Source organism: Rossellomorea sp. DA94, from assembly GCF_029834455.1.
GTDB lineage: Bacteria > Bacillota > Bacilli > Bacillales > Bacillaceae_B > Rossellomorea > Rossellomorea vietnamensis.
This window is the reverse complement of record NZ_CP122397.1, coordinates 2214154-2239050: the sequence shown is the minus strand read 5'-3', so window position 1 is coordinate 2239050 and position 24897 is coordinate 2214154. Positions and strand designations below refer to the sequence as shown.

The following is a 24897-nucleotide window of genomic DNA, read 5'->3' as shown; positions in this document are numbered from 1 at the left end:
TCCAGAAACAAACGGATGACCCACGGGTCAAACATTATCAAAGGAGGATGAAACCATGTTAAAAGCTATTTTGAATCGTTCGAAAATCGTCCTGATCTTCATCTTATTATTTGTGATCATCGGAATTTTCACCTTTATTCAATTGCCACAACGGGAAATACCGGAAACCAGTGTCAACATCGGTACAGTCACAATTGTATATCCCGGGGCTACTGTTGATTCCGTTGAAAGGACCATTACAAATCCGATAGAATCCTCTCTCCAATCGATAGGAGGGATTAAAGAAATCAGCTCTTCTTCTGCAGCCGGCTTCTCTACTATTATTGTAGAGGTTGAAGATGGGGAAGACAAAAAAGAAGTGTTCGGGGATGTGCGCCAAGCTGTCTCTGATGCATCTACCTCTTTTCCCGAAGAGGTGTTCGACCCTGAAGTGAATGAATCCACTGTCAAAATGCCCATCGTATCTTATCATTTAGTCAGTGTTGATAAGGAATCGCTACTTAAAATGGACGAAGAGGTCAGCAGATGGAAAGAGGAAGTAGAGGACCTATCCGGGGTTTCAAGTGTCACCGTCAAAGGTCTTCCCGAAGAAGAAATCAAGATCGAATTAAAGAAAGAGGAACTCAAGGCTTCAGGCCTGAACCCCTCTTCTGTTATGAATGCCATCAATGATGAATATTATCCTACCCCACTTGGAAAGCAGGAAGTGGATAATGAAGTTGTTCAACTGACTGTCGATCATTTCACTACCTTAGATGAAATGAAGGAACTCTTTGTCGGGAAAAATCCCAAAGGCGAATCGATCTTACTCGGAGACATTGCCAATGTGAAAGTGTCCCCTAAAGAAGTCAAAGATATTGTAACGTTTGAAGGAAAACCTTCACTATCATTTACTGCATTTGTACAGCCTGGTGAGGATATCCCAACGGTCGATGAAAGAGTGAGCGATAAAGTGGATGAACTGTCGGACTCCCTCCCAGCCGGTGTAGAACTTGTACCTTACTATTCTCAAGCCTCCACTGTAACGGACATTTTCGATGGGTTGTTTAAGTCCCTCGCTATTTCCGTTGTGGCTGTTATCTTGACTACAGCTCTTGGACTGACAATCTCAGGTGCTTTTGTAGTGGCACTAGCCGTACCGATTTCCGTATTGATGGGATTGATTCCCCTTCCATTTGCCGGAGTGGATCTTAATCAGATCTCGGTCATCGGAGCTATCATTGCCCTAGGGATCCTGGTCGATGATTCCATCGTAGTAAACGACAATATTCAACGCAGATATAAACTCGGGGACGGTGCTCTCATGGGTGCAATTACCGGTGTGAAGGAAATATGGGTGTCAATCGTGACCTCCTCCCTTGCCATTGTATTCACATTCCTTCCGCTCATATTCTTATCAGGCGGAAACGGAGCGTTCATCAGGGCTCTTCCGACAGTATTGATTACAACGATCATTGCATCGACATTGGTTGCTCTGATTTTCGTTCCTATTATGAGATACTTTCTTTATAGCAAAACGAAGAAAAAAGTTCCCGATGCCCCAGGGCTGCTGGGTAAACCATTAAATAAAATCGCGGATTTCTATGCCGATACTGTGCTGAAAAAATTCTTAAAAAGGCCGTTCGTCGTATCTGCCATTGGCCTGGTGTTCACGACTGCGATCTTTGGTCTGATCGCTCTAACACCTTTTGAATTCTTCCCGTCTGCCGATCGTGAAGAAGTGACAGTCGATGTAACATTACCGATCGGTACGCCGATCGAAGAAACCTCCAATACGCTGGAAGAAATAGAAAAGCTTTTAAAAACAGATGAAGGTGTCTATGAAACATCTTCCTTTGCAGGTACAGGATTACCGAATCTGTTCAACAGTTCATTATCCAATTCTGGTCAAAATACAGGTCAATTGGTCGCAAGGGTGGATCGTAAAAATCAGACTGCCCAAGGATTGATCGATGAATGGACAGACAAATTGCGAAAAGAGTACCCTGAAGCAAAGATTTTCATGGAAACAATCCAGCAAGGTCCGCCGGCAGGGGCTCCTGTGACGGTGACTGTCTCAGGTCCGGATATGGATCGATTAATAGAAATAAGAGATAAAATTTCCACTGAAATAAATTCATTGGATACTGAATTGGTCGTTGATAACGTAGGAAAAATGGAACCTACTATTGTATATGAGCCTAATCGCGAAAAACTTAAAGAAAATGGCATAACGATTAATGATGTCAGTCAGCAGCTGCGCTTGGCTACTGAAGGTATTCCGATGAAATCTTTTGATAATGGTGTGACAAAGCGCGATATGACTCTCTTACTGGAAGGAAATGAAGGTGAAGTAGATCTTTCTTCCCTGGAAGTTCCGACTCAAAGTACAAACCCTGCCGGACCACCGAAATTGGTTTCACTTGATGAGCTGGTGACACCTGAGAAGAAGGAAGAGCTTCAACTCATCCCTCATAAGGATGGAGAGCGTGCCATTACGATACGCGCCTTCCCTGGTGAAGAAGAGAATTATAAAGAAAATGTACAAGAAATTGTGAAAGATGTCAGGAAGGATTTGGATGACAATAACTACTCCATTACTCTAGGCGGGGAAAATGAAGCACAAAATGATTTCTTTGCGGAAATCACCATACTGTTTATCATCGTGATTTTCCTAGTGTATTTGTTAATTGCGCTTCAGTTCAATTCTTTATCGCTTCCATTCCTTGTCCTGGTTGCAGTTTACCTGGCGATCGCAGGAGCGATTCTCGGATTATTTGTCACTCAGACTCCGATCAGCTTCCTTGCCGTTATGGGAATGGTTTCCCTAACCGGGATTGTAGTACGGAATTCAGTCGTGTTAATTGAGTTTATTGAACAAGGATTACAAAGTGGTATGAGTGTGAAAGAAGCAGTCGTTGAATCCGGTCGTACACGACTACGCCCTATCCTACTCACAGCCCTTACCTCGATTGTCGCCCTGATTCCAGTGGCAGTCAGTGGTGATGCTCTATTCACCCCATTGGCGGTCACCATCATATCAGGTATTCTGTTCTCAGCTGTATTAACGCTGATCATCGTACCTATGATGTACATGGTCTTCCACCGCTTCAGAAGAAAAAAACGTGAAGCATAAATCATAATATCCTGAGGGGAGACATGGTCTCCTCTCTTTTTTATTTTTATCATGATAGAGACAACGGATTATGTACAGTTTATTGATTGATAGGTGACTGTTTGTTATGATTCAAACTTTCCCCTTGAGATATTTCACTTCATCAAGCATTATAGATAAGTGTTACATTTTATACTTTATTTGGAGGAACAACATGACAAATAAACTAAATTCAAAAGCAATCCTCATAACATTTATGATCGGTGCTTTTTTTGCGATTTTAAATGAAACGTTACTAAATATCGCCCTCACAGAATTAATGGCCGTCTTTCACGTGGACGCCCCCACCGTCCAATGGCTAGCCACAGGATTCATGCTGGTGATGGGGGTATTGATGCCTATCTCCGCCCTGTTGATTCAGTGGTTCACAACTAGACAGATGTTCATCGGTGTCATGAGTGTATTTCTCCTCGGCACAGTCATCGCAGCATGTGCCCTGAATTTCCCCATGCTCCTTGTAGGGAGGATGATTCAGGCTGTTGGAACAGGTTTGTTGATCCCCGTCATTATGAACGCCCTGCTTCTGATTTACCGCCCTGAAGTCCGCGGTAAAATTATGGGTACATTTGGTTTGGTGATTATGTTCGCACCAGCCATCGGGCCGACTCTGTCTGGAGTGATCGTCGATTTTCTAGGCTGGAGATGGTTGTTTATCACCGTCATCCCATTTGCCGTATTTTCAATTCTGTTTGCTCTGAAATACTTACAGAATGTCGGTGAGGTTTCCCGTCCCGCGGTCGATGTATTTTCAATCATCCTCTCTTCCATAGGGATCGGCGGCATCGTTTATGGCTTCAGTGCAGCTGGCGAAGAAGAAGCAGGATTTACATCGGTGAAAATCATTGCCATCATCGCCATATCTGTAATCAGTGTCATCCTCTTTGTCCTGCGACAATTGAAGCTTGATGAACCACTCCTTGATGTAAGGGTATTCCGGTACAAGAGCTATACGAGAGGTGTGACCATCTTCGTCATCGTCATTATGGCCATGTTCGCTTCCGAAATCGTGATGCCGATGTACCTTCAAGGTCCTCTCGGGTTTTCTGCAAAAGCAGCTGGATTATTGCTGCTTCCAGGAGCACTGCTGAATGGCCTGATGTCTCCTACCATGGGCTCCCTTTTCGATAAATACGGCCCTAGGAAACTCATCATACCCGGCACGCTCACATTGGTGGGAGTCATGATATTCTTTAGCGGCATCAATCCGGCTACACCCATTTGGTTATTTGTACTGGTCTACATGATTCTCATGTTATCGATATCCGCTATCATGATGCCTGCTCAAACCAATGGATTGAATGAACTGCCGAAGCACTTATACCCGCACGGAACCGCCATTGCCAACACATTGCAGCCGGTTGCCGGTGCCCTTGGGGTTTCCATCTTTGTCAGCATCATGACCCAAAGTCAGAAAGGATACATTGAAGAACAAGCAGGTGAGGTAACGGAAGGAATCCTTCATAATGCCATGACCTATGGTGTTCATCATGCCTATTGGTTTGCCCTTGCCTTGGCCGGGATTGCATTCTTGATTTCATTGTTTATCCGAAAAGCGATTGCACCGGATTTTGACGAAGTGAAGTCAGAAGCTTAATAGATGAAATAACCTACAAAAAAGACTGAGACAAAAGTATTTAGTTAAAAAGAAATCCGAACGATCATTCGAAATTCTTATTGAAGGTCGAGATCGTTCGGATTTCTTATTTGCTATTTAAGTAATTATCGTTGCTTTTGGATGTAGTGAGTGGTGGTTGTTTTCCGCTCCAGTTGCTCGCTTTCCGCGGGGCTGGCGGTGAGCCTCCTCGGGCTAAAGCCCTGCGGGGTCTCACCTGTCCAGCTTTTCCCACAGGAGTCGAGCAACTTCCGCTCCAATCAACTTTCCAGGCGTAAGTGTTTCACTATTACATGGTAGCGTCCACCATTGCAAACACCCACTCTTATTCTATTAGTTGCAGTGACCGATTACCTATACTTATACCAATACTATCACTTACCTTATGCGAAAGACTCATTAACCTCCGACACACCCCATATGACTGCACTTTCGAAAACTATAGTCTGGGTACGAACAACAACCTTGGTGAAATTTTTCTTTTGTTAGTATTGCTAAAGCATATTTAATGTATATAGCAGAATCCAGCTATTGATTGGAGTGCAAGACGAAGACTCCTACGGGAAAAGCGGAATAGGTAAGACCCCGCAGGAGCGTCAGCGACGAGGAGGCTTGCCTTCCGCCCCAAGGAAAGCGAAGTCTTGCACGGAAATCAATAGCGGTGTAATAAGTGATCCTATCTAGTTACTTGATTGTTTTTCTTTAGAGGAAATGGATTTAGTTTTGTTACAGCCTCGTTTTTTATTCAATAATCTACCGCTTAAAGTGCTATTACTGTACGCGCCCCCTCTACAAGAGTAAAATGAGCTTGAAAGAAAGTATGAGGAGGATTTGGCATGGAGAAAGAAATAAAGATCATTGAGGATATTCGCTCTGAATTACTAAATAGTGTGAATGACCTATCAGACGAGGAATGTAACAAAGAGGTCGAAGAAGGTCGCTGGACGATCATGCAAGTATTGGATCATCTTTATTTAATGGAGAGATCTCTTACCAAAACGATTCAGTTGACCCTTGCAAAAGGCGAAGAACAGCAGGTGGATTCTAAACCGATTCACTATGCGGTAAATCGATCGACCAAGGTTGATGCCCCTCCTTTTGTGGTCCCTTCAGAAGAAAAGCAGACTCTTCAGCAAATGAAGGAAAAACTGGAAGCATCTCGCAAAGATCTTCTCCAATTCATTGGAACAACCAGCAAGGAAGATTTACAGAAAAAAGCGTATCCTCACCCTATTTTCGGGCAAATCCGTTTAGATGAGTGGGTACCGTTTATTGGGTATCATGAGAAGAGGCACTTAGAACAAATTGAAGAGTTGAAATCAACATTATAAACCTGGATGAATAGGATCTGTTTCTGTTTGAAACAGATCCTTATTTATAAAAACATCTCTATATTTTTAGATCTCTCTTTTCAAAAAATAAAAATGTCGCAACGCTCAAAATGACGATCAACCCGAATGATATCCCGACATAAGCAGATTCCAATCCTCCCCCATACATTATCTTTTCAGCTTCAAAGTATTTAAAGGGTGTGAGGTATTTCAATGCCTCAATACTTTCGTTCAAGTCTATGGCGAATGACAGGATGAATGTCAGTAATAATACGCCTGATGCGACTGCAGCTGACTTTGCAGGCTTTTTACTATAAGCTGCCACGGCCGTTCCAATCATTAAAAAGAGTACTTGTAAAATAATCATTCCGACTACCGTCACTCCAATATCTGAAGCTACCGACACATCACTATAATGACCTACAATCACTAAGGAGAAAACCCAGGTAATCAATGCGAGTATCCCGATTTGAGTAAGTGCGGCGGCAAGCTTAAGACCTATGATTTTCTTCCTTGGAAGGGGTTTGACAAACAGAAACTCGGCTGTCTTATCCCTTTCTTCCTTGGAAATGATGGTCGCACCGGTCAATGCTGCATGGATGGTTGCAAGTAGTACGATATAAAGAAAGAGCACTCCGTAATATCCACTTGCTGTCTCCATATCAAGACTGCCGATTCCGAAAATGGCTTGCATAGACTTAGGAAGCCCCTCCATCAACTCGTTCATGGATTGACCTGACGACGAGAAGCCTGCATACTTCCCCATCCCGGATCCAATCAATGCAATCATTCCGATGCACCAGATGATCAGGGATTTACGATGAGCCCTCATTTCTCTTACGTATACATTCATGACATTCCCTCCTTCTATACCGTATGAATGTCTTTTTTATTATAGATGATGAAGCTTAGTATCATGGCGACGGCGCTCAGTGTAATACCTGCCACCAGGAATGACCATTCATATGAAGCATGATTCATTATATATGTGTAGTCAAAGTACTTGAATGGTGTGACATAACGCCCCGCTTCTTCCGTTGCAGCCACCATCCCCATGATGAAGAAGGCAAATACGATACCAAGTGAGAGCGTAAGGACAGATTTCACCCTTGACCATACGACAGCGATAAGCATTCCCAAGGCAAACATGATGAATTGCGTGAGCAGGAGAGTGCATGAAATCAATAGGAATATATTCAGGCTAAACGATTCCACTTTTACCAGGTTGGCGACAATGATCGCCGTAATCACGTAAACAATATTCGTAAGCAGCATAGAAGCAATAGCTGCAAATACCTTCGATGAAAGGATCTTCGTACGGGTAACAGGCTTGGTAAGAAGAAATTCCGCCGTCTTTTCCCTGATTTCCTTCGAAAAGATCGAAATGGCCAGATTCATTGCCTGTATGGCACCGCATAGTGTTATATAAAGGAAGAAATACGAATAATAACCGTTTAGAGATCCTATACTATCGATCTGTATTCCCAATGCTTTCCGAACCCCCTCCGGAAACCCCTCCAGAAGCCTTTTGAATTCGTCGATTTCTTTAGAAATGGAAGGAAACAAGGACATGAACAGAATCATCAATGACGTAAGGGCCAAAGTCCATATCATAGTCGACTTTCGATAAGCCTTTAGCTCATAAAGAAAGATATTCATAAAGGGTCAAGCCTCCTTTTCATAATAGTGCATAAAGATTTCTTCTAAGTCAGGCTCCTCGATCCATAGATTCGTTATGTCGATATCAGCAATCTTCCTCATGACCTTGTTGATATCCCCCCTGAACAGGAAGCTGATTTGGCGGGCTTTTATTTCCAGTTTGCTTACGCCTTCCATTTCAAAATCAGAAGGTTCGACGTCCTCTTTCGTCTCTATCTTGAATTTCTTATGATTCTTTTCTTTTAGCGTACTGATTTTCTCAACTTGCACGATCCTTCCTTCTTTGATGATTGCAACCCGATCACACATTCTCTGAACTTCACTCAATATATGTGATGAAAATAAGATGGTAGCTCCTCTCTTATTTTCAGCTTGAAGCAATTCAAAGAATTTCTGTTGCATAAGGGGATCCAAGCCTGAAGTAGGTTCATCCAATATGATCAGCTTAGGTTCGTGAAGCAGTCCCTGAATGATCCCGACCTTCTTCTTATTACCAAGAGATAGATCATCAATCTTCTTCGTGACGTCCAGATTTAACATATCAGCCAATTCCTTGATTCTTTTTGTGCAATCCTTTTTATAAAAGCTGGCAGAATACTTTAAAAGGTCGATTACCTTCATATTGTCATAATAAAATACTTCAGAAGGCAGGTATCCCACTTCCTTTGCAATCTCAGGGGCAGATTCAATGCAATCCATACCGAAGATCGTTGCGCTGCCTGCGGACGGATGGATCAATGAAAGAAGGGTCCGGATGGTCGTTGATTTCCCCGCACCATTTGGCCCGATGAACCCAAAGATCTCCCCTTCTTCAACATGAAAACTGACGTCGCTGATTCCCCTGGATTTCCCATAGTTTTTAGTCAATGAGTGAATTTCAATCACATTCATCAAATGATCCTCCCTTTTTCTTTCTATTTGTAAAAAGAAATCTTCAATAATTCGATATAGGCGTCGATTTCTGTCAGCACTTCTTCTTGATTGATTTCAGCTACAGATCGTGACTTCGCTTTCTGTTGTTGTTGATTAGCCATTCCTTCGAAGGTCCAATAAATAACCTGAATCGATTTATTTACGTCGATTCCTTCTTTGAATTTAGAAGTATCGATATTGGAGAATAAAGTGGCAAAGCTACTCTCCACCATCCTCGTTTTATACTTCTCGATTTCTTCTTTTACTTCGGGAGCTTCTTCTGAGAAGGCGCTGGTAAGGAAATTGATTAGATCAGGATAGACAGAGAATAGTTCAAACTTGATCAATGTCACCGAGCGGATCGTAACGAAAATATCATGCTCATTCCAGTCGAGTTTTTCATATATTTTTTCTGTAAACAAATCCGAGAGATATTCATAAAGAGAAACATACAGTTCTTTTTTACTATTAAAATAATGAAACAGAATCCCCTTGGAAATTTTCGCTTCCTTTACGATGGCATTAGTCGAGGCTTTTTCATATCCACTTTCGGCGAAAACCCGGGTGGCGGCTCTAATGATTCGATCTTCTTTTTCTGAGTCGATATTCAATGACTTAAACAAGCTTTTTTGACCTCCTTTTAAAGGACACGCATTTGACCAATATGGTCAATTCCATTTTAATCCCTTTGACCACTGTGGTCAATATTATTTTTATATAATGGCTTCCTTTTCTCATTTTCTTCTTTTCACACTATACATGATGATTCCGTGAATGAAAAAAAAAGCTCAGGCGACCTGAGCTTCTGAATGAAAGATATAGAACTGTGAATTGTCTTCTCTTCTTTACACTTTGCCTAAAGCCATCCCTATAAAAGCGAATAAAATACCAACCGTATAGCTGATCAGGAGATAAGTAATCAGGGGCTTCCATTTTTTATCGGCATGAAGTTGAATGATTTCCAATTTAAAAGTGGAAAAAGTCGTAAAGGATCCAAGAAAACCAGTCCCAAGAAGAAGAATACCAGTTTCAACGATGTCCGATCCGATTACATACCCAAGAAGAAATGATCCAACCAGATTAACAAATAGGGTAGCGTATGGAAAGTCAGAATGATCATATTTCTTGAACAAACGGCTGATCCCAAAGCGGGATATTGCCCCAAAGAACCCCCCGATCGCGACCATCATACCCTGTACGATCATCTTTAGCCCCCCTTTTGCTTATACAGATTATATTGTTGCTTTCCTATCGTAAAGCCTGCCCATGACATAAATAAACCACCGAACATGCTTCCTAATATATAAATAAGTGCCAGAACCAAATGAGAATGAGTAAGAAGGTTGACAGTCTCGACACTGAATGTGGAAAAAGTAGTGAAAGATCCAATCATCCCTGTCCCAATGGCTGTGGCTGTCATTGAATGGACCTTCTCCATCCGAAATATGTACATTGTGACATATCCCAACGCGAAGCTTCCAATCATATTGGCAAGAAATGTCCCCACAGGAAACGTATAATCCCACCATTCACCGGCAAAGATCCCAAGATAATATCGCAGAAGGGCACCCACCATACCAGCTGCACCAACTAATAAATAGATCATATACTTCCACCTCTAAACATACAAGTTCTTTCATGAAAGAGACTCCTACCGATACATGAGTATCAGTAGGAGTCCCTCATTGTTCAGTGATCATGCTAACTCCCTTGACGTTCACTGACTATTTTACCACAGGAATTTTGTCGGCCAAATCCTTTACATCAATTTTGTAATAAACATGGTGGCAATGCCAAAATAGATCAGAAGGGATAGAATATCATTGATCGTTGTGATCAAAGGGCCTGAAGCAACGGCAGGGTCTACGTTAAATTTATATAGGATGAGAGGGATGATGGTTCCTGCCAATGTCCCGATAATTAGTGTAATCAGTAAGGAACTTCCCACCACGAGTCCTAAAACAATATTTCCCTGCCACACAAAGGCAATCAGGGCAATCATGACGGCACAAGTCACACCGATGATGATGCCTACCCATAATTCCCGGAAAACGAGCTTTATGACTTGTTTTATATCCAAATCATTCGAGACCAACCCTCTGACGACAACGGCCAGTGATTGCGTACCCGTGTTCCCGGTCATCCCCGCAATCATCGGCATAAAGAACGCAAGGGCCACGACCTGTTCCAGGGTTGCAGAGAATCTGTCAATGATGCTTCCCGAAACGAGTCCTATGAACAGTAATAAAACAAGCCATGGAAGACGTCGATAGGCTGCAACAAATGGTTTGGTCGTAAAGTCGATGGATTTACCCGATGCAGATAACTTCTCAATATCTTCATTGGCTTCTTGAATGACCACATCAATGATGTCATCGACGGTGATGACCCCGACAAGCCTTCCGTCTTCTTCAATGACCGGAAGTGTGATGAAATCATAGCGGCTGATCAATTTGGCCACTTCTTCCTGGTCGGTATGGACATCAACTTTAACCACACGGCTGTACATAATATCTTCAATTTTATCTACTAATTCACTAAGTAATAAATCCTTGTAGGATATGACTCCTATCAATTTCTTTTCGTCGTCAATGACATAGAGATAGTTCAAATATTCGGCGAGTTCCGCGAAATGCTTCAGTTTATCCACTGCTTCACGGACCGTATAATGTTTAGGTATCCACACATAGCGGTTGTTCATGATCCGGCCGGCTGTTTCCGGTTCGTATGTCATGAGATTCTGAACGACCTGAGACTCTGCCTGGTTCATCTCTGAGAGTAATTCCTCTATCTTCTCGGGCTCTAAATCCGTCAGCAATGTGGCCAGGTTGTCATTTTCCATCAGATCGAGGACCTTTGTAGATTTTTCTATACCGAGCTTCTCCAAAACGAGCAACTGGTCTTCCCTTTCTATCTCCTGAATGAATTCAGTGAGTTCTTCAAGAGGTAAATACAAAAGGAATTTATTCCGGTGCTTGGACGGGATATGTAGATATTGTTGAGCGATGTCGTAGGGCTGAAGCTCTTCGATTATATCTAAAAAAATGCTTTTCTTTCCATCTTTCAAGCTTTGGATAATGGCAAGGGTGATTTCATTTTCCGTCATGGCTAATGTCATTGAGGGTGCTCCTTATAATATGTTTCTTTTCAGTTCGCACGATGAGATACCGAGAAGGGTACTCATCACCCTACTAGTATCTCCCGAATCCTGCGTTCATGCCAATTTCTATTGTACTCGTTATTGATCTATGGATAAGATTTCTTTCAATTCCTCTTCGGTTAAGGTCTGAACCACCTTTTCGTCAGGTTCCATGATATCCCTGATCAGGTTCCTCTTCTTATCCTGTAGCTCGTTCATCTTCTCTTCGATCGTTCCTTTGGCAATCAGCTTCAGCACTTTCACCGTATTTTCCTGTCCCATGCGATGTGCCCTGTCCGCTGCTTGTTCTTCTACAGCGGGATTCCACCATGTATCATATAGAATCACCGTATCGGCACTCGTTAAATTCAGCCCCGTTCCACCTGCCTTTAGAGAGATGAGAAAGAGATTCCGTTCCCCTTCATTAAATCGACTGCACATCTTAACCCTCTCTTCTGACGGAGTGGTTCCATTCAGGTAAAAGTAGGATTGTCCTTTGAGTGTCAGCTCTCTGCCGATCATCTCTAGCATTTTCGTAAATTGCGAAAAGACCAGGACCCTTCTGCCTGACAACCTGGACTCCTCCAACAACTCCATCAGCTCTAAGAATTTTGCTGATGAGCCATGATAACCATCTACAAATAATCCGGGATGGCAACAGATTTGTCTTAAACGGGTCAATCCGGCGAGAATTTTAATTTTGTTTTTTCTCAATGTATTCTTATCCAAATGCTTCATCGTATCGTGTTTCAGCTTGGCTAGGTATGCCGCATACAATTCTTTTTGCTGGGGCAGAAGCTCTGAATAATGGGTAATTTCTTCTTTTCCGGGAAGTTCAGATAACACGTCTTCTTTCATTCTGCGAAGAACGAATGGTTTGATTCTTTTCGCTATATCTTTTCTTGTTAAGCGGCTGTAATCCTTAAGTCCTTTGAATAATCCCGGAAATACAACGTGGAAGATGGACCATAATTCTTCAAGTGAATTCTCTACAGGTGTTCCGGACAAGGCGAAGCGATGATTCGCTTCTATCTTCTTCACACTTCTTGCCGTTTGGGTGAGTGGATTTTTGAAAGCCTGTGCCTCATCAAAAAATACTGTATGGAATTTCTGCCGTTCATACCACATACTGTCGCTTCTCAGTAAAGGATAGGAAGTGATGATGACATCCGCATCCCTTATACCTTTCTGTTTCTTCTTTCGTACAGCCTGGTTACCGTCCATGATGAGGACATTGACCTCGGGGGCAAATTTCCCACATTCGCTTTTCCAGTTATATGTCAGGGAAGAGGGACAGACAATCAGGGCCGGAAGCTTCTTTTCCCTGATTTCTTCAAGTACCGATACGATAAACGTGATGCTCTGAACCGTTTTCCCAAGCCCCATATCATCAGCCAGGATTCCGCCCAACCCATATTCGGAAAGAGTCTTCATCCATCGAAAGCCTGTCTTCTGGTAGTTTCTCAGCCGCTCGTCTAATAGGGGTGGCACCGAAATTTCCCGGCTGTCAGGGTTCATAAGCTGCCCGTACAATTCCTGGAAGGAATGTTCAAAAGTAAATGAATGCCCCCCATCAACCGTATCCAGCAGGTGTAGGCTTTGATGCAATGGTAGCTCGAGCCCCTTCACGAGATCTTTCTTCTCTGCTTGTGACGTATGCATAAAGCGCTGAATATCTTGAAATTCCTTTGATTCCAGTGACAAGAGTGAGCCGTTTCGCATCCTGTAATACTTCCGCTTTTCTTCCAATGCCCCTAGGATCTCCATGATCTGTCTATCCGGGATGCCATCCATTTCAAAGGTGAATCCCAGCCAGTTCATTCGTTCCTTTTTTACTTTGATCCTTATTTTTGGGTGATGATTTTCTTTGGAAACCCTGTTTCTAACAGCGGTTGTGGCATAAATTTGAACATCTTTTTGAAGCTTCGTCACTCCATAGGTTAAAAATTCATATTCCAAATCCTCATTGTGTAAGTAGTAACCACCTTCTGTTTTACCGAATGCAAACTCGTCCATCCATTCCAGAATGGTATTTTCTTTCTCTACATTTCGTATCAAAAGAGAACCTGATGGCGCTTGCCGGTTTTCAAGGGGATGAATAACGATTTGATCATAATGGAATTCAAGTCCGGCTAACAATCGGTTCTTTACCCGGTCAAGATAAAGGTTCGCAACAAGCGGTGCCGATTCCAACCTTTCCGCAATGTCATCTGATATTTGAACTTCCCCTAATTTCTTCAATCCCACAGCTACTTTTTCAAGGAAAAAGCCGATCTGGTCCGGGGAAATCGGGATGAACCGTGACCCTGAATGGCCTAACAATCTCTTTAATTCAGAAAGTCTTTTCCCATCCATGCTGTCAAGCTGTGTGAAAATACCATCATGAATGACGGTTTGATATTCTTCCAAAATCGTCATATTATCCAGGCCGGAAATGTATAACCTGTAACCTACAGCCTGGGCCTGCTTAAAATGGAATTGTAGTGGAAGAGGCAGCTCCCCTTGTGTAAATCCTTCATGTGTTCTTGCGTTATGCTGCAAATTAACGTCTTTAGCAAGTTTAAGTAGTGGAATGAGATTATCCCATAATGATGGAGGAATAAGCAAATAGCCATCATCGTTTTTATTACCTGAACCCTTTGACACGTTCACAAGGTATTGAATGACAGCTGCTGTATCAGTCTCAAAACAATGAAACTCCGGATTGAATATGAATGAGTCTGAAACATGAAAGGGTTTCCCTTCATTTATATATTCCAAAAAGGATCGAATCGGCTTTAGCTTATATCCCTCTATCATACATTCAATTCCAAGCATGTCTCCCCCATCTTGGGTAGACGTTGGATGAATCAGAAATTCACATGGCACAATCTGTCTGTTTTCAAAATGACGGAGCTTAGCCGGGGAACGGAAGGATTCTTCCTGGAACAATGTGAAAAACTCCTCTGTTACGCCTTCTTCATTCCTTTTCATCCTTCGCTCTTCATTTTCCATTTTCAAAAGCACAGCAGCTATATGCTGACAATCCTTATCAAATGATGCAAGCTTCGGGCAGCTGCAACTGGCTTCGATTTCACCTTTTGAATCCTCTTGAATGGTAACGTGAAATTCTTCTTCCCCCATTACAGTCCCTCGACAATATTGTCTTGAATATTTGTCTAATGTTACCTTATTGGAGCGGTAATACGCCTCTCCCCGTTTGAAGGAAACAGTACCGCAGCGTTCTTTTATGAGTTTTTGATGTATAGCCTTCAAGGATCTGATTCCTTCCATGAATATGTATAGTAATGACCGATTAATTTTTTTGTGTTCAACATTCTAATGATAACAACAATTTTCGGATTTAGAAACATCCTGAGAGGATTAGTATTTTCATAGAAACGTATAATGAAGGATAAAGCGACATAGAATATAAGGGAAACAGAAAAAAAATCCGCACTATGAGGCCAGTCATAGTCCGGAAAATGTTCATGTCTTTTTCTACTTATCAATGTGGTTCAGTAAAGAAATGAAGAAGCTGCCGGCTTGAAAAATGAGCATGAAAATGAAATATTCTTCCATCCTTTTCACCTCCTGTTGAGGGAAGAAATTTGTCCCCACTTGATATCTATGTAAGATTGACTCAGTTCATGCGTTTTTTTGTTGTGAATTGGATATTCTGATAGGGGAAAACGAAATCCCGGATGATCATTCAATGATTATCCGGGATTTTGTATGAAAGTTTCGCTTACATGATATTTTCTATTGCATACCCACACTTTTTTATGTAAATTAGTCAGGTATGTTTAATAGGAGGTATCATCATGAATCACACACAAACCACTCAACGGGTTCAGATTGCGACAGCTGATCCATCTGCCCTTGGACTTTTCGGACTGGCCATGGTCACCCTTGTAGCTTCATCTGCAAAACTCGGATGGACTGACGGCGTGTCGTTCGTCTTGCCTTGGGCGATTTTCCTCGGAGGCATTGCCCAATTGATGGCAAGCTTTGGAGATGCAAAGCACAATAATACATTCGGTATGACGGCATTCGGTGCGTTCGGATTATTCTGGCTGGGGGTTGGGACTTCCTGGTTGATTTCATTCGGGGTATTCGGAGAAGCAGCGGCTGCTGCAATAGATCCAAGTCAGCTCGGCATAGCCTATATAGGCTATCTGATATTCAGTATCTTCATGACAGTTGGTGCCATGGAGACTCATAAAGTCTTATTCATCATTTTTGTCCTGATTGATTTCTTATTCATCGGCCTTTCCCTGTCTACACTGGGAGTCGCTCCTGAAGCTACGCACAAATTAGCAGCGATCTCTGAACTGTTCATTGCCCTTTTCAGCTTTTACGGTTCAGCTGCAAGTGTGTTGAATACACACTTCGGGAAAGAAACGCTTCCTGTAGGAAAGCCATTCGGAATTTTTAAGTAAGCACAAAGAAGAGAGAGATGAGCGACTCATCTCTCTCTTCTTCATTAGGGATCAGAATATCATGTCCAGTGTTTTTGTTATCTTGCCAGTCCTCTCTCAAATGCAGCTAAATGATTCTGTGAAGCATTTCTCAATTGTGTGAAGACAATCCTCACATCCTGAGGCAGATTAAACGTCAAAAACCGATCATACATAGCGATATTCTCAATCTCCCCTTGAACCCCTGCTGCATAGGCACTTTTTAATGAATCCGGAGTGGTTGTGTACGATTGGGATTGATCTTCAGGAAGCGGCAATCCGTAGCGTTGGAACAAAGTCTGCAATGCGGTAATATGACGCAACTCTGCTTCTTTGATCTGTAAAAAAGTGCGGACATTCCCAAAATTCTCTAAGATCCGATCGTATCGGGCCTGGGCAAGGTATTCGTCCTGCATGGCATAATTGAGCATCTGGGGAACTGAAAGGGCAGAGGCAGCAAGTGCTCCTTTTGCCCCGTAGTCCACTTGTCTTGATGCTCCCCTGCTGCCTTTATTCTGCATGGCATAATATAAAAACCATACGGCGTGATTCTGTTCATCAACAGCTGCACGACGAAATGTCTCTTTTATAAAGGCATCCTGTACACCATCCGAAACGCTATAATAAAAATCCACCGTATCCTGCTCATCCCGAAAGGCAAAATCCAATCCCTTTTTATACGAGTTGGGACAACCTTCCTGCAATTGAGGACTGGACTCCATCCCTGTCAAATTTCTATAGATGTCAGTGAATGACTTCAAATGTCTTTTTTCGTCCTTACGAATTTCAAGGATCCGTTTTCTTTCATCCTCTGTAGGGGCCATTTTCGCAAGTTTTTCATAACAAATAATGGCGCTATATTCACCATTGATGGCTTTTTGAAGATTTGACTCCAAAGATTGATTCCCCGGTGTCCGGGAATAGCCATCAAGATAAAAAGGTTTAAATTGTCGGTAAAATTGATATGGGTTCATTCTTAGTAACACCTCTTTTATTCAGTCAATACCTATAATATGATTGGATGAATAATGGGTGTCTGTGCAATTTAATCTTTCCTTTTGCCCTGAACTGATTCGTATGCTTCCATGAGATCCTCCACTGATATGCCATTGATCTTCATACGGGTTACATCACAGTTTGAAATTTCGACATGGTTCAAATTGCAGTTATCAAACCTACTACCATGCAAGTCGCATCGTTCAAACCTGATGTGCTCGTTCTTTTCGCCGAGGTTTGTGTCATGAACGTGTACTCCCCCCAGTGTAACATGAGCCAGTTCACTTTGAGACATGTTAAGGTCTGCAATCAACGCTTTTTGAAGATTGATATTTTGAAATCGGGACTCACTGAGATTGCAATTGTTGAACCGAACGCCCATCAAGTTGCTGTTGCTATAAGTGGAAAAACTTCCATTGATCCCATAGAAATCGGTTTCTTTCATATTACTGTATTCCACCTGTAGTCCAGAAAGGTCCCCGTCGTTTAATATATCACCATGAATGGTGATCTCCCTTGACTCACCACCCACAAAGGCCCCTTCTTTCATTTTTTTCTCATAGCAGAATTCATTATCCGTTTCATAGATCTTCTTGTAACCCATTTTTTCATAAAAACGGTGATTATTCAGTTGTCGACTTGAGGTCTCAAGCTCCCATGTCATCACTTCTGGATACTCAGTTTCCATACATTTCATCACCATAGTGCCGATTCCTTTTCCTTGGAATAAGGGATCAACGAATATCCGGTCGATTCTGCCGTGGCGTTTACCGACCACTGTTAGAATCAATCCTCCTACAAGCATCCCTTCATAAAGGACCTTGAAATAATTCATTTCCCTGATCATGTACTTAGTCATTTCGATTGAATCGTAGCCTGGCGGCTGGATATTGTGATCCACGATACCATCCTGACTCCCTAGCCACTTTTCTTTTTCCGTATCGAACACGTTCTTTTTTAGTCCGGTAAGGATTAATGCATCTTCAATATTAGCCTTTTCTATTTTAACAGTACCCATTGTGATACCCCTTTTATCAATTGAAATAGCTTTCTATCAATTTCATAATAGCGAAAGCACCTGAACTCTCGTTTGAGAGAATGACTGTTTTTATATTCTCTTTCGGATAATAGGCAGAATGAAAGCTCACCCCTGGGTCATACCCCATCACGTGATGCTTATGGGGTAGATTCAACCACATTCCATACCCGTAGTTCACCCCTTCTTTGACTCTAACATGAGGTTTAGAAATGAGCCTTGTACTCTCTTCATTAAGGAGCTTATTTGTTAAAAGAGCTTCCCAGAACGAAAGCATATCAGGACCCGTGACATATGCCCCGCCGTCCGCCCCACCCTGGATCGGAATGGAATACATATTGGTTCTCCATGAGCTGTCTGGCTCATCAATGTACCCATAAGCCGTATTCTCAGGTAATCGATCCAGACGAAAATACCCAGATGTATTCATATTCGCCGGTTCAAAGATATGCTTATTGATGTACTCTTGCACCGTCATCCCAGAAAGCTTCTCGATCATCAACCCCAGAATGATGTAACCCGCATTGTTATAATGAAACCTTTCTCCCGGAGAAAATTTCATAAGGCCATTTTGAAAGAGGGGCAGAAAATCTTCCCCTTTTCTCATTAAGTACATTGGGGTTTGCTTCCACAAGTCTTCAAAATCATCCATCACTTCCTCATCAAAATAATCAGGAATTCCAGAGGTATGGGTAAGTAAATGATGGATGGTCACATTGCCATCAAAATGTGGAAAAGCACCTTCAAAATATTCTTTTACTGGTGTATGAAATGAAACTTCTCCCTTTTCTATAAGTTGACAGATGGCTACAGCAGTAAACAATTTACAACCCGATGCAATACCAAATCGTGTATTTGTGGTGTTTTTTCTTCCTTCGTTGCGATCTGCAAACCCAAATGCCGATTCTAAGAGACTCTCACTGTCCCGCTTTACCACAACCGTTCCGGAAAATCGCTCCGTTTCTGCATGTTCTTTGATCAAGTTATGTAGTTCATTCATCGTAAACACCCATTCTATCATTTGTTTATATGGAAAATTATAGCACAAAAGACTAGTCACGAAGAGTCCCCATGACTCCCCATGACCACGTTGCTGGATTCAGTCTAATTATTTTATCTTATTTTTCGTTTTGCACTTTTACCCTTATGAACCTTCTCTTCCCTACTTGCAGAACCATGCCATCTTTCATTTCCACGTTTGACTGCACATCCAGAACCTTTTCTGAATTGATCCTGATTCCTCCATTTAGGATCATACGGCGTGCCTCACTTTTAGAGCTTTGCATATTTAAGGCTACAAGGAGATCGACTACGGAAACATTCTTTTCACCCGTCCATTCCTCCTCAGGAATATCTTCAGGAAGTGCCCCCTTTTGAAAGACCTCCTTAAATTGGTTCTCTGCCAGTTCCGCTGCATCTATTCCGTGATACATTCTGACAATCGTTTTCCCTAGAAGGACTTTGGCATCCCTCGGGTGAAGGGCACCATTTTCAACTTCAAGAGCTAACCTCTCCTTTTCTTCTAACGATAAATCGGTGATCAAATTAAAGTATTTTGTTATCAGTTCATCTGGGATCGACATCGTTTTCCCAAACATTTGATTGGGATCTTCATGTATTCCGATGTAATTATGTTTCGATTTTGACATTTTATCAACGCCGTCAAGCCCTTCAAGTAATGGCAGTAATATGACCACTTGTTTTTCCTGGTTGTAATGCTCCTGAAGATGTCTCCCCATCAGGACATTAAACTGCTGATCCGTGCCCCCAAGCTCCACATCACTCTCAAGGGCGACGGAATCATACCCCTGCATCAAAGGGTAGAACAGCTCGTGAAGTGAAATCGGTTTCTTTGCTGCTAACCGTTTGGAGAAATCGTTTCGCTCAATCAACCGTGCGACGGTGATCTTTGAAGATAAGTGCATCACATCTTCAAGGTTCAACGTGGATAGCCAGCTTGAATTGTAGTGAAGCTCAACTTTTTCCTTGTCCAGTACCTTTCCAAATTGTTCAAAATATGTCTGTGCATTTCTTTTCACTTCTTCATCCGTCAACTGCTTCCTTGCAACTGATTTCCCTGTGGGATCACCGATTTTCCCAGTAAAATCTCCGATAATCAGCTGGACGATATGACCGTTTTCCTGAAACTGTCTTAACTTATTCAGTACCACTGTATGTCCGATGTGAACGTCCGGAGCAGTTGGATCCAGCCCCAGTTTGATTTTTAAAGGATGGCCAGTGGAGATTGATTTCACCAGTTTGTGTTTCAACTCTGCTTCTGGAATGATTTCATGCACTCCGTTTTTATATTGCAGGAGCTGCCTTTCGACTTCTTGCTGCTGAGCTTTTGAAAGAGATTCCCATTTCTGATCCATGATTGTTCCTCCTTGATTGTTGATAGAGATAAGTAGATTTTTGGATCTAACCGATAAATCAACTGATCTACTCCCTCCATTTCATAATGTTTTACGTCATAAACAAAAAACCACGCCCCTATTAAAGGGACGTGGTTTACGCGGTACCACCCTCATTGAAGATCTCTCTTCCACTCGATTCGGATAACGGACCGGCCGTTCTCTGCTACTTTTGTGTTCACAAAGAATGTTCAAGGAGGTAATTCGTGCTTATCTGTGTGCTGATTTCCACCAAGCATCAGCTCTCTAAGACAGGGAGATAAGTCACTACTGATTCCTATCATGACATGTATGATTTAGAATTTTCATTTATTTTACAGAAAAAAGGAGATCATTACAATAGAATTCTTCTTTTATTTCACAATTCCCATTACAAACCCATCGTACCCTTTCGAGCCGACTGTTTGAACGACTGTTGAATCGATCCTGTCTTCTCGAGACAACATCTCGGCAAATGACCTGACACCCTGAACGCTTTCATCTTCACTGTTTTCGTCAATCACCCTTCCGCCACGAACCACATTATCTGTAATGATGACCGCCCCAGGCTGGGCCAGTTTAAGTGCCCACTTTAAATAATTGGCATTGTTTTGTTTATCGGCGTCTATGAAAATGAAATCGAATGGACCTTCGAGAGACGGCAGGGTATCAAGAGCTGCACCCACTTTGATTTCCACCTTGTCTTCTACCCCCGCATTGCGAATATTTCGTGCAGCAACCCTTGCATGCTTTTCACTGAACTCAAGGGTGACCAGACGTCCATCTTCCGGCAGTGCCCTTGCTAGCCAAATCGTGCTGTACCCACCCAGGGTCCCTATTTCAAGAATGCTTTTTGCTCCTTTAAGCTGGGCAAGTAAGGAAAGGAACTTCCCCTGATTCGGAGAGACATCGATTGCAGGAAGTCCGGCTTCACTATTTTCTTTCAAAACAGACTCCATAATGGAATCCGATTTTTGTAGTTTACTAGCATAATATTGATCGACTTGTGTCCAAGTATTGGTTGACATGAATTTCTTCACTCCTTAAAAAAATACTCTTGTCATCATAGCATAATTTTCCATATTTACATATCCTTAATCTGTCAATTGAGTGACATGTTCATTCTTTTTTTCTTGAAAGACAAAATTCTCTATTCCTCTAATATTAGTCTTTAAGATGTACACCCCACCAGCATGTGGATATTCATTCAGTTGTTCATCCGTCATTCGCGTCCTTGCCGTGGTAATATACATTTCGTTTAGTTCCGGTCCACCGAATGCACAGGACGTTACATTCACAGCGGGAACTGCAATGAATTCAAGCTGCTTCCCGTTATAGGGATTCCATCTCGATATCCCCTTACCACCCCAATGGGCAATCCAAAGCATTCCATCCTCATCGATGGTCATGCCATCCGGAAATCCAGCACCTTCAGGAAAGTTTATTACTACCTCCGGGCATTCGATATGCCCCGTAGTTACATCGTATCGATATTGAACGACTTGTTTAGTCGGGGTATCGATGAAATACATAAATCGGTTGCATGGTGACCAAGCCAAACCGTTGGAAGTTCCCACGTTTTCAACCTTTTTCGTTGTTCGTAAATGTGAACCTAGAGCGTATAAAGCACCCTTTCCGTTAACTCCTCCTAGTGTATCCGTCGTTCCTGCCCAAAACCTTCCTGCAGAATCGCATTTTCCATCATTGAATCGATTTTCTTCCAAGTGACTTTCAGGGTCTCCTACTTTCTCTAAAAGACCTGACTTCCAGTTAAAAAAATAGATGCCTTGTTGAAGACCAAGGATTAAACGTCCCCTGTCAGTAAGAGAAAGACAGCCGACAAATTGATCCATTTTAACTGATTGTAATTTTCTATCCATTGGGTTGAATTTTAATATTTCTTTCTCGATGATATCCACCCAATATAGTAAATTTTTATTTGTATCCCAACAGGGACTCTCTCCTAAAGTGTTTTTTGAATCAACAAACAATTTAACTGACATAGATAATCTCCTTTATAAGAATAGTTTCCCTGTACCTACTTCTAGGAAGGGCCAGGAATTCCCTTCCATTTAATAAGTGTGATTGATTAGACAGGCATTTCTAAATCAATTGAAAGCTGAATTCTCTAATTGAAACAATCAAATTCGGGAATAGTAAGAAAAACTTGTCTTGGAGGGTTCTTTCTTGGAAACAAATGAACAGGGTTTGACTATTTTTGCACTGGGTGGATTGAATGAAATTGGAAAAACATGTATGTAGTGAAATATGGTGATGATATCGTCATCATTGACTGCGGGGGTAAGTTCCCCGATGAGAGTCTCTTAGGAATCGATTTAATTATTCCCGACGTTTCCTATCTTGAGAAAAACAAAGACAAAATCCGGGGTCTCATTGTCACGCATGGGCATGAGGATCATATTGGAGGGATTCCCTACCTTCTCAAAAAAATCAACATCCCTATTTATGCTACTCATTTCACACTGGGATTAATCCAATTAAAGTTAGAAGAGCATAAGCTCGTCCGGGATACAAAACTTTTAACGATTGATGCTGAGAGTTCAATCAATTTGGGATCCATCGATGTTTCTTTCTTCAAGGTCAGTCACAGCATACCCGATTGTCTGGGAATTGTCTTTCATACGCCGGAAGGAAAGGTCGTTCATACAGGAGACTTTAAATTTGATCTAACTCCTGCCAATCACCAATATGCAGATATTCATAAAATGGCACGGATTGGAGATGAAGGTGTTCTGGTACTGCTTTCTGAAAGCACGAATGCAGAACGGAGAGGGTTTACACCATCAGAACATATGGTAGGTAACCATATGGATGAAGCATTCTTTAAAGCGCGTGGCAAGATCTTCGTTTCCACTTTTGCTTCCAATGTGAATCGTGTACAGCAAGTGGTGGACTCTTCCGTCAAGACGAATCGGAAGCTGGCGTTATTAGGTCGAAGCATGATTAATGTAGTATCTGTTGCAATGGATCGGGGGTATTTGACGGTTCCTGAGGGCATGCTGATTGATGCAGGTGAAATCGATGCGTTACCTCCAGAAAAAGTAGCCATTTTATGTACAGGGAGTCAAGGGGAAGCCATGGCTGCCCTCGGCCGATTATCGACCGGAAACTTCCGTGGAGTATCCATTTATCCCGGTGATACGGTCATTCTTGCAGCTTCACCCATACCCGGTAACGAGAAAGACGTTTCCCGTATCATTGATAACCTGTTTCAACTCGGTGCCCACGTTGTTTATGGGAGTGGAAGCTCAACAGGGATGCATGTTTCCGGTCATGGTTATCAGGAAGATTTAAAGCTCATGCTGACACTGATGAAACCAACTTACTTTATCCCCATTCACGGGGAATATCGAATGCTCCACCATCATCGTTTACTTGCTGAATCGGTGGGCGTGGAGAATGGGAATACATTTATCATCAAAAACGGGGAAGCCGTTGATATTAAAAATTCCATCGCTCGTCAAACCCGATCTCATCAAGCGGGTGATACCTATGTGGACGGCTTGAGTGTTGGAGATATTGGTTCGATTGTCCTGCGCGATCGCAAGCAGCTTTCAGAAGATGGGATGCTGATAATCGTCGTAACCCTCAGTAAATCTGATCATACCATTATCTCCGGTCCAGATACGATTTCAAGGGGATTTGTATTTGTTCGTGATTCAGAAGAACTCCTTAAAGATATTAACCTCTTAGTAAAAAAAGTAGTAGATGAATTGACTGAAGCGAATATTCGGGATTGGAAAGAAATGAAACAAGCAATCAAAAAAGACGTTGGTCAATTTTTATTCAAGCAGTTAAGAAGAAAGCCTGTACTACTGCCAATCATTATTGAGATTTAGTGAAGATGCATATTTATCATAATAAAAGCACCCAGCTCATGCCGGGTGCTTCTCAAACCATTATTTTTCTACTTTAGTTCCCTCATAAATCTTCACGTCTAACGGAGCCGCTAAATACTCAGGTGCCCTTCCAACGAATGAAGTGAAATGTTCGCTGGAATTATGGCTCTCAACAGCAGATGGATCTTTCCAAACCTCTACCATCGTATACACACTTTCTCTCTCCGTATCCTTCATTAAATCATAAGAAATATTGCCTTCCTCCGCCCTGGATGAAGCTACCAGAGGGCGGATCTCTTCTAAAAATGCCTGTTCTTTCACTGGGTTGATCTGAAATTCTGCATGTATAATAATCATGTCTATTCT

General features: G+C 42.2%; 19 protein-coding genes, 1 pseudogene and 1 other annotated feature. Of the genes and pseudogenes, 5 read left to right on the top strand and 15 right to left on the bottom strand.

All coding sequences use genetic code 11. From position 1 onward, the window contains the following. The first annotated feature begins 55 nt into the window (after positions 1–55). The 3 genes from P8596_RS11545 (at position 56) to P8596_RS11535 (ending at position 6097) form a co-directional block, all read left to right on the top strand. Positions 56–3115: an efflux RND transporter permease subunit gene (locus P8596_RS11545; protein WP_279726894.1), complete on the top strand. Its 3060-nt coding sequence runs from the start codon at positions 56–58 to the stop codon at positions 3113–3115. Positions 3116–3308: 193 nt separating this feature from the next. Then, positions 3309–4748, top strand: a complete 1440-nt coding sequence (locus tag P8596_RS11540; protein WP_279726892.1) for an MDR family MFS transporter — start codon at positions 3309–3311, stop codon at positions 4746–4748. 854 nt (positions 4749–5602) lie between these two features. Next, positions 5603–6097, top strand: a complete 495-nt coding sequence (locus P8596_RS11535; RefSeq protein ID WP_279726891.1) for a DinB family protein — start codon at positions 5603–5605, stop codon at positions 6095–6097. Between the two features lie 58 nt (positions 6098–6155). Here the strand turns inward: P8596_RS11535 and P8596_RS11530 are convergent, their stop codons facing one another. The 8 genes from P8596_RS11530 to P8596_RS11495 all read right to left on the bottom strand — a co-directional run bounded on the left by P8596_RS11530 (position 6156) and on the right by P8596_RS11495 (position 14930). Then, the gene (locus P8596_RS11530) at positions 6156–6950 is read right to left on the bottom strand and encodes an ABC transporter permease subunit (RefSeq protein WP_279726889.1); all 795 of its coding nucleotides are present in this window, start codon (positions 6948–6950) and stop codon (positions 6156–6158) included. Positions 6951–6964: 14 nt separating this feature from the next. After that, positions 6965–7756 carry an ABC transporter permease subunit gene (locus P8596_RS11525; protein WP_279726888.1) on the bottom strand — a complete coding sequence of 264 codons (792 nt, stop codon included), beginning with the start codon at positions 7754–7756 and terminating at the stop codon, positions 6965–6967. A gap of 6 nt (positions 7757–7762) precedes the next feature. Further along, a complete protein-coding gene (locus P8596_RS11520; protein WP_224520100.1) occupies positions 7763–8647 on the bottom strand; it encodes an ABC transporter ATP-binding protein in 885 nt (294 codons plus the stop codon). Between the two features lie 23 nt (positions 8648–8670). Then, positions 8671–9291: a TetR/AcrR family transcriptional regulator gene (locus P8596_RS11515; RefSeq protein WP_279726886.1), complete on the bottom strand. Its 621-nt coding sequence runs from the start codon at positions 9289–9291 to the stop codon at positions 8671–8673. 222 nt (positions 9292–9513) lie between these two features. Beyond that, entirely contained in the window at positions 9514–9870 is a 357-nt protein-coding gene (gene crcB, locus P8596_RS11510; RefSeq protein WP_279726989.1) for a fluoride efflux transporter CrcB, read from the bottom strand. 5 nt (positions 9871–9875) lie between these two features. Further along, positions 9876–10274, bottom strand: a complete 399-nt coding sequence (gene crcB / locus P8596_RS11505; protein WP_279726885.1) for a fluoride efflux transporter CrcB — start codon at positions 10272–10274, stop codon at positions 9876–9878. A gap of 153 nt (positions 10275–10427) precedes the next feature. Further along, complete coding sequence (mgtE, locus tag P8596_RS11500; protein WP_224520103.1) at positions 10428–11786, bottom strand: magnesium transporter; 1359 nt, start codon at positions 11784–11786, stop codon at positions 10428–10430. A gap of 120 nt (positions 11787–11906) precedes the next feature. Continuing rightward, complete coding sequence (locus tag P8596_RS11495) at positions 11907–14930, bottom strand: SNF2 helicase associated domain-containing protein (RefSeq protein WP_347815209.1); 3024 nt, start codon at positions 14928–14930, stop codon at positions 11907–11909. Positions 14931–15610: 680 nt separating this feature from the next. Here P8596_RS11495 and P8596_RS11490 point away from each other — a divergent pair. Continuing rightward, a complete protein-coding gene (locus P8596_RS11490) occupies positions 15611–16228 on the top strand; it encodes an acetate uptake transporter (protein WP_224520105.1) in 618 nt (205 codons plus the stop codon). Positions 16229–16305: 77 nt separating this feature from the next. Here P8596_RS11490 and P8596_RS11485 read toward each other — a convergent pair whose 3' ends face one another. The 6 genes from P8596_RS11485 to P8596_RS11460 form a co-directional block, all read right to left on the bottom strand. Beyond that, entirely contained in the window at positions 16306–17220 is a 915-nt protein-coding gene (locus P8596_RS11485) for a ferritin family protein (RefSeq protein WP_224520106.1), read from the bottom strand. A gap of 71 nt (positions 17221–17291) precedes the next feature. After that, positions 17292–18260, bottom strand: coding sequence for a GNAT family N-acetyltransferase (locus tag P8596_RS11480; RefSeq protein ID WP_224520107.1), 969 nt, complete (start codon positions 18258–18260; stop codon positions 17292–17294). Between the two features lie 16 nt (positions 18261–18276). Continuing rightward, complete coding sequence (locus P8596_RS11475; protein WP_397545333.1) at positions 18277–19299, bottom strand: serine hydrolase domain-containing protein; 1023 nt, start codon at positions 19297–19299, stop codon at positions 18277–18279. A 97-nt stretch (positions 19300–19396) separates the two neighbouring features. Further along, on the bottom strand, positions 19397–20653 hold the full coding sequence (tyrS, locus tag P8596_RS11470) for a tyrosine--tRNA ligase (RefSeq protein WP_224520109.1): 1257 nt from the start codon (positions 20651–20653) through the stop codon (positions 19397–19399). Between the two features lie 122 nt (positions 20654–20775). Next, positions 20776–20985: a binding site (T-box leader), on the bottom strand. Positions 20986–21045: 60 nt separating this feature from the next. Beyond that, on the bottom strand, positions 21046–21699 hold the full coding sequence (locus P8596_RS11465) for an O-methyltransferase (protein ID WP_224520110.1): 654 nt from the start codon (positions 21697–21699) through the stop codon (positions 21046–21048). 66 nt (positions 21700–21765) lie between these two features. Next, the gene (locus P8596_RS11460; RefSeq protein ID WP_224520111.1) at positions 21766–22674 is read right to left on the bottom strand and encodes an SMP-30/gluconolactonase/LRE family protein; all 909 of its coding nucleotides are present in this window, start codon (positions 22672–22674) and stop codon (positions 21766–21768) included. A 184-nt stretch (positions 22675–22858) separates the two neighbouring features. Here P8596_RS11460 and P8596_RS11455 point away from each other — a divergent pair. Next, a pseudogene (locus tag P8596_RS11455) lies at positions 22859–24531 on the top strand (ribonuclease J). 60 nt (positions 24532–24591) lie between these two features. On the opposite strand, the gene P8596_RS11450 reads toward P8596_RS11455, so the two are convergent. Further along, on the bottom strand, positions 24592–24888 hold the full coding sequence (locus P8596_RS11450) for a putative quinol monooxygenase (protein WP_034759722.1): 297 nt from the start codon (positions 24886–24888) through the stop codon (positions 24592–24594). Positions 24889–24897 lie beyond the last annotated feature (9 nt).

Coding starts and splice junctions, on each gene's coding strand:
- P8596_RS11545 (WP_279726894.1), top strand. CDS start 56: ATGTTAAAAGCTATTTTGAATCGTTCGAAAATCGTCCTGATCTTCATC.
- P8596_RS11540 (WP_279726892.1), top strand. CDS start 3,309: ATGACAAATAAACTAAATTCAAAAGCAATCCTCATAACATTTATGATC.
- P8596_RS11535 (WP_279726891.1), top strand. CDS start 5,603: ATGGAGAAAGAAATAAAGATCATTGAGGATATTCGCTCTGAATTACTA.
- P8596_RS11530 (WP_279726889.1), bottom strand. CDS start 6,950: ATGAATGTATACGTAAGAGAAATGAGGGCTCATCGTAAATCCCTGATC.
- P8596_RS11525 (WP_279726888.1), bottom strand. CDS start 7,756: ATGAATATCTTTCTTTATGAGCTAAAGGCTTATCGAAAGTCGACTATG.
- P8596_RS11520 (WP_224520100.1), bottom strand. CDS start 8,647: ATGAATGTGATTGAAATTCACTCATTGACTAAAAACTATGGGAAATCC.
- crcB (WP_279726885.1), bottom strand. CDS start 10,274: ATGATCTATTTATTAGTTGGTGCAGCTGGTATGGTGGGTGCCCTTCTG.
- mgtE (WP_224520103.1), bottom strand. CDS start 11,786: ATGACATTAGCCATGACGGAAAATGAAATCACCCTTGCCATTATCCAA.
- P8596_RS11495 (WP_347815209.1), bottom strand. CDS start 14,930: ATGGGGGAAGAAGAATTTCACGTTACCATTCAAGAGGATTCAAAAGGT.
- P8596_RS11490 (WP_224520105.1), top strand. CDS start 15,611: ATGAATCACACACAAACCACTCAACGGGTTCAGATTGCGACAGCTGAT.
- P8596_RS11485 (WP_224520106.1), bottom strand. CDS start 17,220: ATGAACCCATATCAATTTTACCGACAATTTAAACCTTTTTATCTTGAT.
- P8596_RS11480 (WP_224520107.1), bottom strand. CDS start 18,260: ATGGGTACTGTTAAAATAGAAAAGGCTAATATTGAAGATGCATTAATC.
- P8596_RS11475 (WP_397545333.1), bottom strand. CDS start 19,299: ATGATAGAATGGGTGTTTACGATGAATGAACTACATAACTTGATCAAA.
- tyrS (WP_224520109.1), bottom strand. CDS start 20,653: ATGGATCAGAAATGGGAATCTCTTTCAAAAGCTCAGCAGCAAGAAGTC.
- P8596_RS11465 (WP_224520110.1), bottom strand. CDS start 21,699: ATGTCAACCAATACTTGGACACAAGTCGATCAATATTATGCTAGTAAA.
- P8596_RS11460 (WP_224520111.1), bottom strand. CDS start 22,674: ATGTCAGTTAAATTGTTTGTTGATTCAAAAAACACTTTAGGAGAGAGT.
- P8596_RS11450 (WP_034759722.1), bottom strand. CDS start 24,888: ATGATTATTATACATGCAGAATTTCAGATCAACCCAGTGAAAGAACAG.